The 15769-nt window shown below is 61.6% G+C and carries 13 protein-coding genes and 1 pseudogene; 12 read left to right on the top strand and 2 right to left on the bottom strand.

Features of this window, described 5'->3' with window-relative positions:
* Window positions 1–6: 6 nt before the first annotated feature.
* Genes ASG79_RS20960 through ASG79_RS20950 form a run of 3 tightly spaced genes read left to right on the top strand, consistent with a single transcriptional unit; the run spans window position 7 to window position 3015 of the window.
* Window positions 7–1332, top strand: a complete 1326-nt coding sequence (locus ASG79_RS20960) for an FAD-dependent oxidoreductase (RefSeq protein ID WP_082581860.1) — start codon at window positions 7–9, stop codon at window positions 1330–1332.
* Window positions 1325–2383 carry a phosphotriesterase gene (locus ASG79_RS20955; RefSeq protein WP_056393776.1) on the top strand — a complete coding sequence of 353 codons (1059 nt, stop codon included), beginning with the start codon at window positions 1325–1327 and terminating at the stop codon, window positions 2381–2383. Before ASG79_RS20960 ends, ASG79_RS20955 begins: the two co-directional genes overlap by 8 nt.
* Window positions 2380–3015: a bifunctional 4-hydroxy-2-oxoglutarate aldolase/2-dehydro-3-deoxy-phosphogluconate aldolase gene (locus ASG79_RS20950; RefSeq protein WP_082581859.1), complete on the top strand. Its 636-nt coding sequence runs from the start codon at window positions 2380–2382 to the stop codon at window positions 3013–3015. The genes ASG79_RS20955 and ASG79_RS20950 overlap by 4 nt, the downstream gene beginning before the upstream one ends.
* A 206-nt stretch (window positions 3016–3221) precedes the next feature.
* Here the strand turns inward: ASG79_RS20950 and ASG79_RS20945 are convergent, their stop codons facing one another.
* Entirely contained in the window at window positions 3222–4172 is a 951-nt protein-coding gene (locus ASG79_RS20945) for a sugar-binding transcriptional regulator (RefSeq protein WP_162256839.1), read from the bottom strand.
* Window positions 4173–4283: 111 nt separating this feature from the next.
* A complete protein-coding gene (locus ASG79_RS20940) occupies window positions 4284–5408 on the bottom strand; it encodes a Gfo/Idh/MocA family protein (protein ID WP_056393770.1) in 1125 nt (374 codons plus the stop codon).
* Window positions 5409–5935: 527 nt separating this feature from the next.
* Between ASG79_RS20940 and ASG79_RS20935 the strand changes: the two genes are divergently transcribed.
* The 9 genes and pseudogenes from ASG79_RS20935 to ASG79_RS24510 all read left to right on the top strand — a co-directional run.
* Window positions 5936–7207 carry an ABC transporter substrate-binding protein gene (locus tag ASG79_RS20935; RefSeq protein WP_235509887.1) on the top strand — a complete coding sequence of 424 codons (1272 nt, stop codon included), beginning with the start codon at window positions 5936–5938 and terminating at the stop codon, window positions 7205–7207.
* A gap of 80 nt (window positions 7208–7287) precedes the next feature.
* Window positions 7288–8262, top strand: a complete 975-nt coding sequence (locus tag ASG79_RS20930) for a carbohydrate ABC transporter permease (RefSeq protein WP_056393766.1) — start codon at window positions 7288–7290, stop codon at window positions 8260–8262.
* Window positions 8255–9094, top strand: coding sequence for a carbohydrate ABC transporter permease (locus tag ASG79_RS20925; protein ID WP_056393764.1), 840 nt, complete (start codon window positions 8255–8257; stop codon window positions 9092–9094). The genes ASG79_RS20930 and ASG79_RS20925 overlap by 8 nt, the downstream gene beginning before the upstream one ends.
* A gap of 63 nt (window positions 9095–9157) precedes the next feature.
* A complete protein-coding gene (locus ASG79_RS23250) occupies window positions 9158–11092 on the top strand; it encodes a Gfo/Idh/MocA family oxidoreductase (protein WP_082581857.1) in 1935 nt (644 codons plus the stop codon).
* A 465-nt stretch (window positions 11093–11557) separates the two neighbouring features.
* Window positions 11558–12373: a carbon-nitrogen hydrolase family protein gene (locus ASG79_RS20910; RefSeq protein ID WP_082581856.1), complete on the top strand. Its 816-nt coding sequence runs from the start codon at window positions 11558–11560 to the stop codon at window positions 12371–12373.
* Entirely contained in the window at window positions 12370–14091 is a 1722-nt protein-coding gene (locus ASG79_RS20905; protein WP_056393758.1) for a glycoside hydrolase family 125 protein, read from the top strand. The genes ASG79_RS20910 and ASG79_RS20905 overlap by 4 nt, the downstream gene beginning before the upstream one ends.
* Before the next feature lie 262 nt (window positions 14092–14353).
* Complete coding sequence (locus tag ASG79_RS20900) at window positions 14354–15280, top strand: N-acetylglucosamine kinase (RefSeq protein WP_056393757.1); 927 nt, start codon at window positions 14354–14356, stop codon at window positions 15278–15280.
* 52 nt (window positions 15281–15332) lie between these two features.
* Window positions 15333–15566: a hypothetical protein gene (locus ASG79_RS20895; RefSeq protein ID WP_056393755.1), complete on the top strand. Its 234-nt coding sequence runs from the start codon at window positions 15333–15335 to the stop codon at window positions 15564–15566.
* Between the two features lie 51 nt (window positions 15567–15617).
* A pseudogene (locus ASG79_RS24510) lies at window positions 15618–15755 on the top strand (hypothetical protein); the annotation flags it as partial.
* Window positions 15756–15769: the final 14 nt, after the last annotated feature.

Raw genomic sequence — 15769 nt, 5'->3', positions numbered from 1 at the left:
GGAAAAATGATGACTTTACGGACGAAATACCACCCGGACGAGGTGGCCAGCGTTCCGCTGCTGTGGCAAGGCGACGTTGCTGTTGTCGGCGGGGGATCCGCAGGATCGACGGCCGCTACCGCAGCCTCAAGATCAGGGGCGTCAACCCTCCTGATCGAATCCGGCGGCTACCTCGGTGGAACCGGGACCCGCGTTCTTGACACCTTCTACGGTTTCTACGCGCCCGGGCCAGGCAATACCCGCGTCGTCGGCGGCATCGGATGGGAAGTCTGCGAACGGCTTGCGGCTATGGGTATGTCCTTCGAGCGGCCCAACACCTACGGTGCCGGCACCGGAGTTACCTACGAGCCTGAAGCGCTCAAGCTGATCTGGGACGATCTCCTCCTGACGTCCGGAGCGAAAACACTGCTGTATGGGCTGGTCACGGCGGTCATCGTGAACGGCAGCACAATTGTGGGAGTCATTGTTGAAACCAAGCAGGGCCCGCGCCGCGTCCTGGCCAAGGTTCTCATCGACTCCAGCGGGGAGGGCGAGCTTGCCTGGCGGGCCGGCGCCACCCTCGACAACAGTGAAGGGCTGGATAAGCTGCAGCCCGCGACAGCCACTTTCAGGGTGGGGGGAGTCGCTGAGACTACGGCCTCGACGAAGGAAATCCATGCGCTGATCGCAGCAGCCGTCGAGTCAGGAGATTACGACCTTCCGCGGCTGGAGGGCTCCATCCACGCGACAAATATCCCCGGCGTCAAGCACGCCAACATGACGCGGGTGTCCGGAAAGGACCTTACAGACCCATGGGAGCTGTCATGGGCCGAGCAGGAGGGCCGCCGGCAGAGCTGGGAATATGTGCGGTTCCTCCAGGACAAAGTACCGGGCTACTCCGAGTCGTACCTCCTCCACACGTCCTCCCGCATCGGGATCCGGGAAACCAGGCGCCTCGTGGGCGAATATGTGCTCTCCGGGGAGGACTTCTTTGGCGGCTTGTCGCACTCCGACGACATTGCCCGCTGCGGCGCACCGATCGAAGACCACGGAACCGGCGCAGTGACCCGCTGGGAGTACGTCGGAGGGATCTCCGAACCCGACGGCAGCACTTACGGAATCCCGTACGGCACGCTCCTTCCGGCCGACGTGGACGGTCTTCTCGTGGCCGGCCGTTTCTTCTCAGCCACCCATGAGGCACATGCCTCCGCACGCTCGATCGCACAGTGCACGGCGATGGGACAGGCAGCCGGCACCGCGGCGGCGCTGGCCGCTGATGCAGGCATTGAGCCGCGAGACATTGACAGGGCGGTTCTCCGGGCCTGCTTGAAGGAGGCTCAGGCCATTGTCTAGCACACCAGTCGCAGCGGCAGCCCGCGAGGCGGCCGCTGATGAGGCTTTCCCCTCCACGCTGATTCGCACCGTGCTGGGTGACATAACCGAAGTACGTAAAGGCGTCGTTTACGCCCACGAACACCTCATCATCGACTCGCCGCTGATTGCCCAACGCTTTCCCCACATCCACTTGGACAGCGTCGACGCCGCAGTGGCAGAAGTCAACGAATCCGCAGCCGCAGGAGCGGCACTCTTCGTCGACTGCATGCCGTGCTCGGCTGGGCGCGACATCACGCGACTCGCGCAGATTTCAGAGCGCACTCGGACACCTGTCATCGCAGCGACGGGCCTTCATCACGACCGGTATTACGGCCCCCTACATTGGTCAAACCGCGTATCAGCGGATGAACTGGCGGACCTTTTTGTCGCGGACCTCGAAGAAGGTGTCGATGCATTCGACTACACGGGGCCCATCGTCCGCCGGACACCATGGCGGGCAGGAATCGTTAAGGTCGCGACAAGCGGGGAACGGCTTGACGCTCGGGACGAACGGAACCTTCGTGCCGCCGCCCAAGCCAGCGTTCGAACGGGCGCGCCGATCCTCACCCACTGTGAAAATGGTGAAGGAGCCCTCGCGCAGATCGAATCCCTGACCGTTGCCGGGGTTCCCGCAGGCTCGATCATCCTCAGCCATGTGGATAAGCACCGCGACCTCGGATACCTTAAAGAGATTGCGGCCACAGGCGCTATCCTGGAATGCGACCAGACACTCCGCGAGCATGGTGCCGGCGTGGACTCCCCCGGCCTGCAGCTGATCGCGGCCCTCGTCGAGGCTGGATACGACCGGCAGATCGTCGTCGGCACTGACGGCGCCAGGCGCTCCCTGTGGCGCTCACTCAACGGTAGCCCCGGCCTCAGCTGGCTGGCGTCCACCTTGCCTTCCCGGCTGGAGGCGGTCGGTCTTTCCCCTTCCCAGGCTACCCGGGTCCTCAGGGACAACGCTGTGGAGGCCTTGGGCTGGAGAAAAGCCACCAAGCCGGAGGAAACCACCGAAGGGAGCACGCCATGATGACACCTTCCGCCGAAGTCCTGGATCGTATAACCGCCGCCCAGGTGATTCCCGTCCTGCGATCGGCCGACCCAGAGTCCGCACTGGAAGATGCACGTGTTCTGTTACAAGGCGGATTGAACGTCATCGAAGTAACGTTCAGTATTCCGGACGTCAAGGAGGTGATCAAAGAGTTGTCAACGTGGCCGGGGCTCACCATCGGCGCCGGCACCGTGCTGCAGCCGAGACAGGCCACCGCAGCCCTGATGGCAGGTGCCCACTTCCTGGTCTCACCCATCTACGACAAATGGCTTATCGACGAGGGTCGGCACGGCGGCTTTCTCACCGTCCCAGGATGCGCGACGCCCACCGAAATCTTCAAAGCCCACCAGGACGGCGCCGATCTGATCAAGGTCTTTCCCATAGCGCGGCTGGGAGGATCCCGCTTCATCAAAGACCTCCTCGCACCCATGCCGGATCTCCGACTGATGGCAACAGGAGGCGTCAAAGCCTCCGAAGCCGCCACCCTGATTGCGGCCGGGTGTTCAGCTGTCGGAGTGGGGTCGATCCTAACCGACACCGAGCTGGGAAGCGATCCAGCTGCCCGCGTGGAAGCGCTCGTATCTACGTTCCAGGCTTCCCGTCAGTTCTGACTTCTTTTCAGAGACCTGCAGCGACAGCAAGCGGGAGCCTGATGCCGGTGAACTCGACCCACAGTCGGTCCCATCACCGTGGGTCCGCGCGTGATCATCTTGCCGTTCGCATCAGTGAAGTGCATGAGAATATCCGCCGTGACGTCGGCTTCCCGCAACCTCTTCACGGCAGACGGCGACAAAGTTGACGCCTGACGCAGCGAGGATCAATTCTGACTCAGGAGTGCCGATGCGGTGGAGGAATCGGTGACCAGCGCGTTGACCAGACCGCTGCGCAATCCTGACACGATGGCGTCCTTCTTTTCAGGGCCTGCAGCGACAGCAAGCCGGAGCCTGATGCCGGTGAACTCCTCCACAGTCGGTCCCATCACCGTGGGTCCGCCGGTGATCACCTTGCCGTTCGCATCAGTGAAGTGCATGAGAATATCCGCCGTGACGTCGGCTTCCCGCAACCTCTTCACAGCAGACGGTGACAAAGCCGACGCCTGACGCAGCGAGGATGTGCCCGCTTTCCACCCGCCGATTCCAACAACTGCAACGTCAATGAGTGCGAACATGTGGAATGTGCGCTTGAGGAAAGCCTCTTCCCGCAGTGCGTCTGCGGTCGCCTGGTTTTCCACGAACGCAGGGGCATGCAGCGGATAGAGCCGCCCCTGGAAGACCTTGCTGGCTTCGGCGGCCAGCCCAATTGCGTTCAACGGCAGGCTCACACCGTCCACACCACCGGCGAGTTGCACGATATCGACCGTTGGCAGCCTGCTTCGGGACTGCAGCGAATTGATGACGTGAAAGACACTTGCCCCCCAGCCGATTCCCAGGAGGCTCCCGTCCCTGAGCTCCTCGAGCAACAGGTCCGCGGCCGCTGCCCCGACGAGATTAAGGTCCGTGGTCGGTGTTTGCGCAGACACGGCAACCCGCTCGAGCGAGTACTTGTCCCTGAGCCTGTCCTCAAGATCCCTGACCGAGCTGGAGGGATCCGTGATTTCGATACGCACCACACCCCGATCGCGCCCATAGCGGATAAGGTCCGCCACCTTGAAGCGCGACATGTTCATCCGTTCAGCAATCTCACTTTTCGGCAGTTCTTCAATGAAATGAAGCCGACACACCTCCGCAATCAGCCGATTTTCGTCAACGCCGGCCTGCTGTGTGCTCACACCTGGTTTCATCACTAACGCTCATTTCGATTTGTTCATTCATGCGCTGGCGTGGACCAAGGCGACATAGAGATGGGTTGATTTTCGATGGTAGACAGTTGTCCGCGCGAGCTACCGTCTGCGCGCGGAGGTTGCATCAGGTGTTACGGCTTTCCCCGTGGCGGCCGACTCGGTAGCCGCGAAGCACAGGGACAACCCGGTGAGCGATGAAGTCGGCGAATTGAACGGCACCTGCCCTGATTCAATGGCAATGAGGAGTTCCCGCATGGCTCCGATCATGCCGTGGCCGAACCAGTCATCGCTCACCTGGATGGTGGCGCGGCCCTCATGGGTGTGAACGACAACGCTGTCGCCGCCAAGGCTTAGGCCCTGATGCGTGATGACGCCTTCAGTTCCCGAGACCCGAAAGGTGCCAGTCTCCGCGTATCTCTCGGCCGCCCGGAAACCTACCGAAGCGATGAAGCCCGGGGCCGTGATCAAGGCGTGCGCCTGCATCGGCACGGGAACCGATTGTCCTTTTCTGGATGCGGTCACCGCGCGTACTTCCGTCGGCCCTTCAGGCACCAGCGTTCCGATGAGGTCAAACCAGTGCGCGCCGAAATCATACAGGACGAGGTCGTCCATAGCGGCAAAGGCCGGTTTATCCTTCACAAACAGGTCGTGCGGCCACGCGACAAAGAAGTCGGCCGATACAACGTCTCCGATTAGTCCGGCTCCCACGCATGCAAGGAGCGCGCCGAAGTGCGGTGTCCAGCGCCCGTTTTGGTTCACGGCCAGAATGACGCCGGCGTCTCGGGCCTGCCGGGCCAACTGCATTCCCTCGTTCAGGTCCTCCACAAACGGTTTCTGACTCAGGACGTGCTTTCCGGCCCTGAGCGCCTCGCGTACCAGCTGTGGGCGAACAGCGACGTGGGTCGCTATGTCCACTACCTGAAGCCCGGGGTGCATGAGCAGGGCCTGCTCATCGCGGTAGACCACGGCATCGGGATAAAACTCGTCGCGGTACGCCTTTGCGCGTTCTATATGAGAATCACACAGCGCCACCACGTTCACGCCTGCCTCACGGTACGACCGGAGGTGCTGGCCGGCAACCCATCCGCACCCCACCAGGCCAACGGGAATTGTCCTGTCGAATCCAGGCAACTCCAGGACGGACTCGATCCGGGATGCGAGGTCCGGATTTTCGGACTCCACGCGGCCATAGGGGCGGCCTATTTTTTTAGCGATGTCACTCATTCTGCTCCTTCGTGCAACGGCGGGCTGCAGGCCGCGCATTGACCAGCTCCGGCCGGTGCAGCTCACTACTTCCCGCTGGACCGTACCTCGGCGCAGCATAGTTGGCCCGGAACCCGCATGTTCGCAAAACCACTTACCGCGAGGCGGTGTCTCATTTGTTTTTTCCTTCATCAAATGTAACCGCATCCTCCCGGAAATCCTAGGACCCGCCACCCATGGGGCCCGGGATCAACCCCGGGACGCAGGGAACCTGGGACTCCCGCCAAGCACTCTGCACCGGAGGCGCCGCCTGCCGGCTGCGGAGGGGCCGCGCGCTCTGGGGTATCGCCAAGTCGCGGCAGAGCAAAGCCATATTTCAGAAACCCTTGCCATGTCACACTTGATAGCATTAGCATCATATGTGATGTGGGCAACGTCAGCGTAGTTCGCAGATACTCGTACACAGAGCATGCCCGCTGTTCCATGGGCCTCTTGATCGACAAGGAAGTCAGACAGTGAAAATTCGTACCCTGACCGCAGCGGCAGCAATGGCCGCTCTGGCGCTCAGCGCTGCTGGATGCAGCAGTCCCAGTTCCTCTCCGTCGCAAAATGCGGAGGGTGGGAAGACATTGACGTACTGGGCCAGCAACACGGGGACCAGCCTGGACAATGACAAAGAGGTTCTTGGTCCCCAGCTGAAAAAGTTTGAGGAAAAGACGGGCATCAAGGTCAACTTGGAGGTGATCGGCTGGAACGACCTTCAGACGCGCATCCAGACTGCAGTGACCTCGGGCCAGGCTCCCGACGTGGTCAATATCGGCAATACATGGGCCTCCTCGCTGCAGTCAACCGGCGCATTCCTGCCCATGGACGATGCGACCATGAAGACGATCGGAGGATCCGACAAGTTTGTCGATGCCGCGCTTGAAACGGCAGGCGCACCCGGGCAGACCCCGACGTCGGTGCCCCTTTACGGCATGGTGTACGGGCTGTATTACAACAAAGCCAAATTTGCTGAAGCAGGTATCCAGCCTCCCAAGACGTATGAAGAGATGCTGAGTGCAGCGAAGAAGCTCACGAAGGACGGGCAGTTCGGACTTTCGTTGCGCGCCGGTTCCTACAGCACCAATGCGCACTTCGCTTTCCTGAACTCGGCTCAGAACGGCGCGGATCTGTTTGATGACGCGGGGAAGCCGACTTTCACTTCGGACGGTGTTGTCAAGGGCGTCAAGCGCTACATCGATCTGATGCAGTCGGAGAAGGTCGTTAAGCCGTCCGACGTGCAGGTTGACAGCGGTCAGGGCGTCCACGACTTCACCGCGGGTAAAGTGCCCATGGTGATCGGCGCCACGATTGACAGCATCATCCAGGCAGATGGCATGAAGGCCGACCAGTACGGCGTCGTGCCCTACCCCGCACCCGCTGGGGCCAAGGATATTGCCAGCTTCCCCGCCGGCATCAACCTCTCCGTCTTCAAGAACACCAAGAACAAGGACGGTGCCCTGAAGTTCGTTGAGTTCATGACCAGCTCTGAAACCCAGAAGGCCCTCAACGACAAATTCGGCACCCTGCCCGTGCTCAAGGGGGCAGAACCGACGTTCCTGGCTGACACCGAAAAGGCCAAGGTGCTTCAGGATATCTACGCCAACAAGTCCAAGCCGCTTCCGCTCGTGGCAGCCGAAGACCAGTACGAAAGCACCGTTGGCAAGGCCATGATCCAGCTGTTCTCCAAGGTGGCATCCGGAAGTACCGTCAGCGAAGAAGAGATTCGCGGGGCGCTGGATACAGCCCAGCAGCAGGTCGCCGCTTCAGCCGGGTAGTTGTACGTTTGGGGGTCCACCGTGCTTCCTTGCGGTGGGCCCCCGTCCTTTCGGGCACCACACAAAAAGGAACACCTCGAATGTCTTTAACCACTGTTGAACCACCGGCACAAACACCCGCAGCCCGCCAATCGCGCAAGAACCGCCCTCCCAAAGCCGCCGGCTGGTGGATGCCCTACGCACTGATTGCACCAGCAGTCATATTCGTGCTCGCCATCCAGATACTGCCGATGGTCATCGGCATCGGCATGAGCTTCATAAAACTGACGAAGGCCTTCATCGCCAACTGGGGCAGCGCCCCCGCGGCAGGCCTGGCAAACTATTCGGTGTCGTTGGACTTCAACAGTGCCGTAGGCAAATCACTGCTCGCATCCTTCTTCGTCACCTGCGGTTTCACTGTCCTGGTGGTTGGTCTGGCATGGATCCTGGGCATGGCCGCAGCCGTAGTGCTCCAGAAGCAATTTCGGGGCAGAGGGTTGATCCGCACACTCTTCCTGATTCCATATGCCCTGCCAATGTATGCCGGGATCATCGCCTGGAAGTTCATGTTCCAAAAGGACACCGGCGCCATCAATCACTTCCTGTTCGACAACCTGAATCTGGGTGGCGAGAAGCCATTCTGGCTCATTGGCGACAGCAGCTTCGGCGCCATGGTCGTCGTCGCTCTCTGGCGTACGTGGCCCTTTGCGTTCCTTATGCTGATGGCCGGGCTCCAGTCCATTCCAGCTGAAGTCTACGAAGCCTCCGCCGTGGATGGAGCAAAACCGTGGCGCCAATGGCGCTCGATCACCCTACCCATGCTGAAACCGGTGAACGTGGTTCTAATCCTGGTCATGTTCCTGTGGACCTTCAACGATTTCAACACCCCGTTCGTCCTCTTCGGAAACTCCCAGCCGCCGGGAGGTGATTTGATCGCTTTCCACATCTACAACGCATCCTTCCTGACATGGAACTTCGGTCTGGGATCGGCAATGTCGGTGTTATTGCTGTTGTTCCTACTGCTGGTCACCGGCATCTATCTGATCATCACCAGCTGGAGGTCCCGCCGTGCATGAAACAATCGGAACCAAAGTCTTCCGCGTTGCCGTCATCACGATCCTGACTGTGTTCACCATGGTCCCGGTCTACGTCATGGTCACATCGTCATTGAAGCCGCTCCGGGATGTGCAGGGTCCCTTTACCTGGTGGCCATCTGAAATCACGGTTGCACCGTTCGTTGATATGTGGTCCACGGTCCCCTTGGCCAGCTACTTCCTGAACAGCGTGATTGTCGCGAGTGCAGCGACAATCCTGAGCCTGATCATTGCTGTCTTCGCGTCCTACGCCATGTCCCGATATAAGTTCTTCGGCCGCTCCATTTTTTCGACAACTATCCTGTCAACGCAGATGTTTCCCGGCGTGCTGTTCCTGCTTCCGCTGTTCCTGATTTTTGTCAACATCAACGCAGCTACGGGCATCCAGTTGGTCGGAACGAGGGGTGGCCTCATCATCACCTACCTCACGTTCGCTCTGCCCTTCTCCATTTGGATGCTCGCAGGCTACTTCGACGGAATCCCCCACGAGCTGGACGAGGCAGCAAAGGTTGATGGATGCGGCCCCCTGGGCGCCCTGATACGCGTGGTCCTGCCGGCCGCGAGGCCAGGACTCATAGCCGTCGCCATCTTCAGCTTCATGACCTCTTGGGGCGAAGTGCTGTTCGCCTCGGTGATGACCACCGAGGAGAACCGGACTTTAGCCGTGGGCCTTCAGCTCTACTCGACACAATCCAACGTTTATTGGAACCAAGTTATGGCCGCATCACTGGTGGTTAGCATCCCGATCGTCGTCGCCTTCCTTTTGCTCCAGCGCAACTTTGTCGCCGGGCTGACGGCCGGCGGCGTGAAATAACGCCAATCCCAACGGCACGTATCTCTTGATTCCCTCCATCCCCAATGAAAGGTCTTCTATCCAATGACTACCCCCTCGCCATCCCGAATTGCGTTCATCGGATGCGGAAACATAGCGGGACCCTATGCGGAAAGTCTGTCCCGACACTCCGAACTTGCACTCGTGGGAGTCTTTGATCTCGATGAATCCAAACGCCGCGACTTTGCTGCTGAACACAGCTGCACAGCATATTCGAGCCTCGACGAGCTGTGCGCCGATACACCGGACGTCGTCGTGAACCTGACCAGCGCGCCCTACCACTACGCCACAACCCTTGACCTCATCGACCGTGGCCAGACAGTGTTCAGTGAAAAGCCGCTGGCAATGAACCACCGCGAAGCCCAGGAACTGGTCAAGCGAGCGGACGAAAAGAACGTCCGCCTGGCCTGTGCACCATCGCTGTGGCTCGGCGCGGCGTCGCTGTCAGTAGCGGACGCTATTCAAAGCGGAACCATTGGAACCGTTCGTTTGATACATGCCGAAGTAAGCCAAGGACGCATCGAAACCTGGCATCCCGCACCGCACTCTTTTTACCAAGTCGGGCCCGTCGTCGATGCCGGCGTTTACCCCTTGACCTATCTGACGGCCATTTTCGGCCCTATCCGTGCCGTCACTGCGGTTGGTCACTCGCTGCTGGAAGAACGCTCCACACTCGACGGCGGAACGTTCAGTCCCGCGACAGCCGACGCCTGGATCGTGGTAGCCGAATTTGAATCCGGTCCCATGCTGCGTCTCAGCTGCAACTTCTACGTGCATTCCGACACCAACCCTCGTGCCATCGAGTTTCATGGCGACGGCGGCAGCCTCCGGCTTGATGACTGGCTGCTGCCAGGCTCTTCAACCCACCAGGCAAAGTTCGGCAACTCCTACCAGATACAGGCACCCGGCGAGGACCTTCCGTTGGACTGGTGCCTTGGTTTGGCCGACATCGCGGCTGCCCTCCGTGAAAACCGTCCCCACCGCACCACCGGCGAGCACGCCGCGCACGTTGTGGAGGTGCTCGACGCGATTGCACAGTCCGCCGATAAGGGTAACCGGGTTGAAGTCACGTCCAGCTTTCCCTCTCCCCTACCGGCTCGAGCCTCCAACCAGACCACTAAGGAAGAAGAAATGACGAACATCTCCTTCATGGGAGCAAACCTCGTTGCGCAACAGCTTGACTGGTCAATGACGGAAGGCTGGATGCAGGGCGACGATGCAGCGAATGCCTACTACGAGCCAATCGCGACGTTCGAGGAAAGGTTCCAGGCATTCGTCGACCTGGTTGCCGATGCAGGTTTCGACGCCCTGGACGTCTGGACAGCGCAGCTGAACTGGACCTGGGCCACCCCCGCCCACCTGGAAGCTGCACAGCGGGTGCTTTCGAAGTCGGGGATGACGGTCAACAGCTATGCCGGAGGCTTCGGCGACACCCCCGCCGAGTTCAAGGCCGCCTGCAATGTGGCGGCAGCGATCGGGGCGCCGATCCTTGGGGGAGGCACTTCTTTGCTGACGTCCGACAGGAAGAGCCTCGTCGACATCCTCAAGGCCTCCGGCCGCCTATTGGCCATCGAGAACCACCCCGAACACAAGTCGGCCCAGGACGTCATCGACGAGATCGGTACGGATGGAGAAGGACTTATCGGAACCGCCGTCGATACCGGGTGGTGGGGAACGAACGGCGTGGATGCAGCCCAGGCAATCAGGGAACTGGGACAGCACGTGATGTACATCCACATGAAAGACATCCGCGAAGCGGGAGCCCACGAGACATGCGCCCTCGGCGAAGGCATCGTCCCAATCACTGACTGCCTCTCTGCACTTTCTGAAATTGGATACACCGGCCCGATGGCCATTGAACACGAGCCTGAACATTCCAACCCCGTGCAGGATGTCATCCTCAGCAAGAAGCTGCTCCTGGGATGGCTGGGCGAACTCCGTAATGGCACCCCGTTCACTACCGCAGGCGGCACCTCCTAACCACTGAATGAAGAGGCATCGACCAAGAAGCTCTAAAATCCTGCCCCGGCGTTATTAGCTTGAAGCCGGCTGGGCTGACCTGCCGATACCGGGGCAACTCACCCGGAAGGTGGCCCGGGCGCGGCTAGCGGCATGCGCTATCGCGCACCGCTAACCGCGCCCACTGCTACGACCTTCTCTTTCGCGGCCACCCAACGCGCCAGACAAGTACCCATGCGGGCCTAAGAACCTGCAGCCTCTACGCCTCCAACCGAATCTTCGGTCTGCTCCTACGACGGCAGCAGGCCTCACTGTTCCCTCGACTCACACAAGGCCGGACAGGCCGCCGCGATTGCCCACCATTATGTGGTTCGTCCTCATCGCCGCGACCATGTCCTTCCTCCGCAAGAACGGAAAACCGATCATGACGTCCCCGCGGCCCCTCCCACCCCGCTCCCCCGCCCTTACCGTTAGGGGGGTCGAGGGATGACCGCCGAGAGCGCACGCCCCGTTCGCCTCGCCGTCGTCCAACACGTCATGCCGGTCGGCGACCCCGAGCACAATCGGAAGCACCTCGCAGATATCGTCGCGGAGCACGGCACCGCGGACCTCATCGTCTTTCCCGAGATGTTCGTCCCCGGCTATGACCTGAACGTGGTCACCGCACACAGCTCCGAGCTGGCCGAGCACGCGAGGACCGGGCCGACCGCGCGGCTCGTCAAGGAACTGTCGCAGCGACACGACGTGACCATCGTTGTCGGGTTCCTTGAGCGGGCCGAGGACGGCAAGTTGTGCAACTCACTGCTCATCGCGGCTCCCGGCGGGGACCTTGCGACCTACCGCAAATCCCACTTGTTCCCCGCCGAGCTACCGGTGTTCGAAGCCGGGCACGAATTGCCGGTCATCGCGACTCCCGCAGGCATCCTCGGGCCGCAGATCTGCTTCGAGCACGCGTTCCCCGCCATTGCAACGACCCAGGCGCTCGGGGGCGCCGAAATCCTGGTCATCCCCTCGGCGGTCGGCGCCGACCATGAGCACCTAATCGAGGTCCGGACACGGGCCCGGGCACAGGACAACCAGATCTTCGCGATCGCGGCCAACTCCAACTCGCCGGGTTTCTGCGGGCACTCCATGGTCGTGGACCCGCGGGGACGGGTCCTGGCAGCGGCCGGCCTCGAAGACGCTGTCCTCTGCACAACGCTCGATCTTGCGGAAATCCCCTCCGAACGCGGCCGCGAACCCTCCCTGCAGATGGGACGCCCGAACCTTTATATCCTCGGACACGGGGAGGACGAAGCGTGAACAACCGCAAACCGCGCGATGCCGGCAACGGCCTGCTCGCCGCATCATTCACCGAGAACACTATCCTGGCCATCACCCGACCCCACCCCCAGTTCGGAATGGTCGAAGTGACCGGGGCCCGGGAGTTCTCCGAAGAACACGACCGCGGTATCGAGGCCCAGGTCAGGGCCTACCGTGCTCATCTAGCCAGTGATTCCTCGGCCGCACTGCAACTGTTCTCCGACACGCCCGTCACGCTCGAGGCAGATGCAAATACGGCTGGCGCAGGACTGGCCTGGACCGCCCGCTCCGCTGGAGCGCTCTCGGTCCGGTTCCACGGTCGCCTGCAACGACCGCCCTACGCCGAGATCACCGACATCGAGCCCCCGCAGCCGCTCCCGCAGGACACCACTTTCGAAGTCGACGGGCCCGTGCTGACCTTGCGTTCCGCTGCCCTCAGCGCGGATGCGACCATCACGGTCTCTTCACCGACGGATTCGGTGGGCTGGGCGGAGGTAGCCGGGGGCTACGAATGCCAAGCCCCCAGCGGGCCCCCCACCGAGCTGTCACTAAGCCTTGAGCTCCACGTCAACGGGGGCCTCCGGGCACCGCGGGGAGGAACCTACGTAGTCCCTGTCACGACGGGAACTCTCGCTGACAGGGCCAGCCAGGCGGCACGCGCCTATGCCCTCGGGTGCTGCGCACTCGACATCACCGAAGATGCAACCTGCGTCGTCACCGACCACCGCCTCCTGCCGCTGTCCTGGACCCGCGACGCCTACTTCATTGTCCTGCCCCTCCTGCTCCACGGCACACCAGGGTCGGTTGAAGAAGACGTCTTGCGATGCCACCTGAACTGGCTCTTCGGGCCGGCCCGTGCCGAGGGATCATGGATGCGCAGCCATCTAACCGGTGGGCAGGTCAAAGACCCTGGACTGCAGGCGGACCAGCAGCTCTATCCAGTCCTCGAGCTCGTCGACTTCCGTCGCCGCTTCGGGCTGTGGCCTTCAACGGATCTCACACACTGGCAGCGGGGCATCACCGCTGCCTTCAAAGACCTCGTGGTCTCACCCCGAACAGGGCTCCTCGTGAGCGAGGAAAACCCCGCCGATGACCCTGCAGAGTACCCGCATAACTTCTCGACCCAGGTCCTGTTCTCCGAGGTACTCAGCCGGCTCGGCGATGTCGCCGATGAACTGGGGCTCGACGGGGCCGACCTCAGCCGACAAGCAGGAGCGGTACGCGAGCAGAGCAAGGCATTGTTCCGGGTCGACACCGGCTCCGGGGGAACGGCTTACGCCTACGAGATCGACGGCAACGACGGCTATCGCCTCTACGCCGACGCCAATGACCTACCAACTGCCCTCGCAGCAGCATGGGGTTTCTGCTCGCCGGACGACGCCGCCTGGCGCACCACCATGACAGCGGCTTTCGACCCCGCAGGGCCATACGCATTGGCCGGCGCCTTCGGAGGACTCGGCTCGGTACACACCGGAGGTGTGTGGGCGCTCGGCCTTGTCCAGGAACTCATCTTCGCGCGAGCCACCGACGATGACGAACGCGACAAACGCGTCCTTAACACTCTCGAGGAGTTGCTGTCCGAGGATGGCATGCTGCCCGAGACCGCCGACCCGGAAACAGGGGAATGGTTGTCGCGGCACTGGTTCGGCTGGCCCGGCGCCGCGCTTGCATGCGTCCTCAGCTCCAACGATCTCCGCCCGCAGCCCGGACTCCACTGACGAACCGACTACGAAGAGCGTGCCCTGAGCTTTGGCCCCACAAACCCGAAGCACAATGACGGTGACGGGCATCGACGGGGCGCGGCCGTGGCCGCGGGGGTCCGTCTGCAGACACTAACCCTCGACAATTGCGCAGCCTCGAAATCAGCGCGGAATATCCCTCACCGATATCGAGAAAAGCATCACCCGAAGTACTTCCGTCGTCGCAGCACGGCTGAAGTCCACCCCCGATAACACCACTCGTCCAGAATCGGAGCAACGCATGAGTCCATCGTCAACCAGAACCGGCGTCCGCACCGTAATCGGCCTGGACATCGGCGGATCCAAGACCCACGGCATCAGGCTGGTGGATGGAGCCGTCGTAGACGACCGGGTCGCGGGGAGCGCGAACACCCAAAACGTCAGCACAGCCACTGCCTCCCAGAACCTCGCGAGCCTTCTCAAGGCCCTCCGAGCCGATGAAGCCGAAGAGGTGTACGTGGGAGCCGGTGGCGTGGACACCGGCGAAGACGAGACAGCGCTGCGGAGCCTCATCGCGCCCCATGTGCAAGGCGCGACCGTGACCATCGTTCATGACACCAGACTGATCCTTGCTGCCGCCGGCACCCGAATGGGCATAGCGGTTATCGCCGGCACGGGCTCCGCCGTCTGGGGCATCGCCCCAGACGGCACAGAGGCACGGGCCGGAGGTTGGGGCTATCTCCTCGGCGACGAAGGAAGTGGCTACTGGCTCGCTCGTGAATCAGTACGCCATGCACTTCACCGAGCCAACCTCGGGCTACCCGCCGATGACCTTAGCACGGCGCTGCTGGAAGAGTGCGGTCTCAACTCCCCCGAGGAACTGATCCGGCTCTTCCACGGCGGCGCCGACCGGACCTACTGGGCAAATAAGTCACGACTTGTTTTCGCCTGCGCCCAAATGGGCCACCCAGAGAGCCTCACCCTCATTCAGCAGGCAGGCAAAAGCCTCGCCGAGCAGGCGCTCCAAGTCGCCACTCGGCTCGGGATACCCGGTCCCGTGGTCCTTGGAGGAGGACTCGGCGTAAACCAGCCCGCGCTCCAGGAATCATTCACCACCCACCTGGCTGCGCACGGACTAACGGAGGTTCACGTTCTCACGACCGAGCCGGTGTTCGGTGTCCCCTTCCTGGCTGGGAAAACATCAGCCAGCACTCCTGAAGTGGACTGAATGAAGATGCACTCCACTCGAGCCCACCATTAGTACGGAGTACAAGCCCAGAATGAGCGCCACACAGTTCACGGTGAAAGACAACCCCAGCAAACTCTACTCAACCGAAGAAGTGACGGTCTCCTTTTTCAAGGACCCCAAGGTCGGACGAATTTGGGTCATGTCACGCTCAGAATTAGCCGACCTGCAGGCCGCAATTGAAGCGTACCTGGCAACAAAGCCCGGGGGGCACGACGGCAAGCCGGCAAAGGTCCGCCACGCACAAATCAACACACGTCGGCGGTGAGGGTGCGTGCCCCCGGGATCCGTACGGATCGCCCGCTGCGGTTAATAAACGATGTCGGTAACCAATAGAGGTAGGTACATGAGACGCGCAAAAATTGTGGCTACGTTCGGCCCGGCAGTTGCCAGCTACGAAAACACACTCGCGGTGCTGGAGGCCGGCGGTGACGTCGCCCGCATGAACATGAGCCACGGCGACTACACCGT

It is taken from the genome of Arthrobacter sp. Soil761 (assembly GCF_001428325.1).
Classification (GTDB): Bacteria; Actinomycetota; Actinomycetes; order Actinomycetales; family Micrococcaceae; genus Arthrobacter.
This window is presented reverse-complemented; position numbering and strand designations above follow the sequence as displayed.

Coding starts and splice junctions, on each gene's coding strand:
- ASG79_RS20960 (WP_082581860.1), top strand. CDS start 7: ATGATGACTTTACGGACGAAATACCACCCGGACGAGGTGGCCAGCGTT.
- ASG79_RS20950 (WP_082581859.1), top strand. CDS start 2,380: ATGATGACACCTTCCGCCGAAGTCCTGGATCGTATAACCGCCGCCCAG.
- ASG79_RS20940 (WP_056393770.1), bottom strand. CDS start 5,408: ATGAGTGACATCGCTAAAAAAATAGGCCGCCCCTATGGCCGCGTGGAG.
- ASG79_RS20935 (WP_235509887.1), top strand. CDS start 5,936: ATGGCCGCTCTGGCGCTCAGCGCTGCTGGATGCAGCAGTCCCAGTTCC.
- ASG79_RS20930 (WP_056393766.1), top strand. CDS start 7,288: ATGTCTTTAACCACTGTTGAACCACCGGCACAAACACCCGCAGCCCGC.
- ASG79_RS23250 (WP_082581857.1), top strand. CDS start 9,158: ATGACTACCCCCTCGCCATCCCGAATTGCGTTCATCGGATGCGGAAAC.
- ASG79_RS20910 (WP_082581856.1), top strand. CDS start 11,558: ATGACCGCCGAGAGCGCACGCCCCGTTCGCCTCGCCGTCGTCCAACAC.
- ASG79_RS20900 (WP_056393757.1), top strand. CDS start 14,354: ATGAGTCCATCGTCAACCAGAACCGGCGTCCGCACCGTAATCGGCCTG.
- ASG79_RS20895 (WP_056393755.1), top strand. CDS start 15,333: ATGAGCGCCACACAGTTCACGGTGAAAGACAACCCCAGCAAACTCTAC.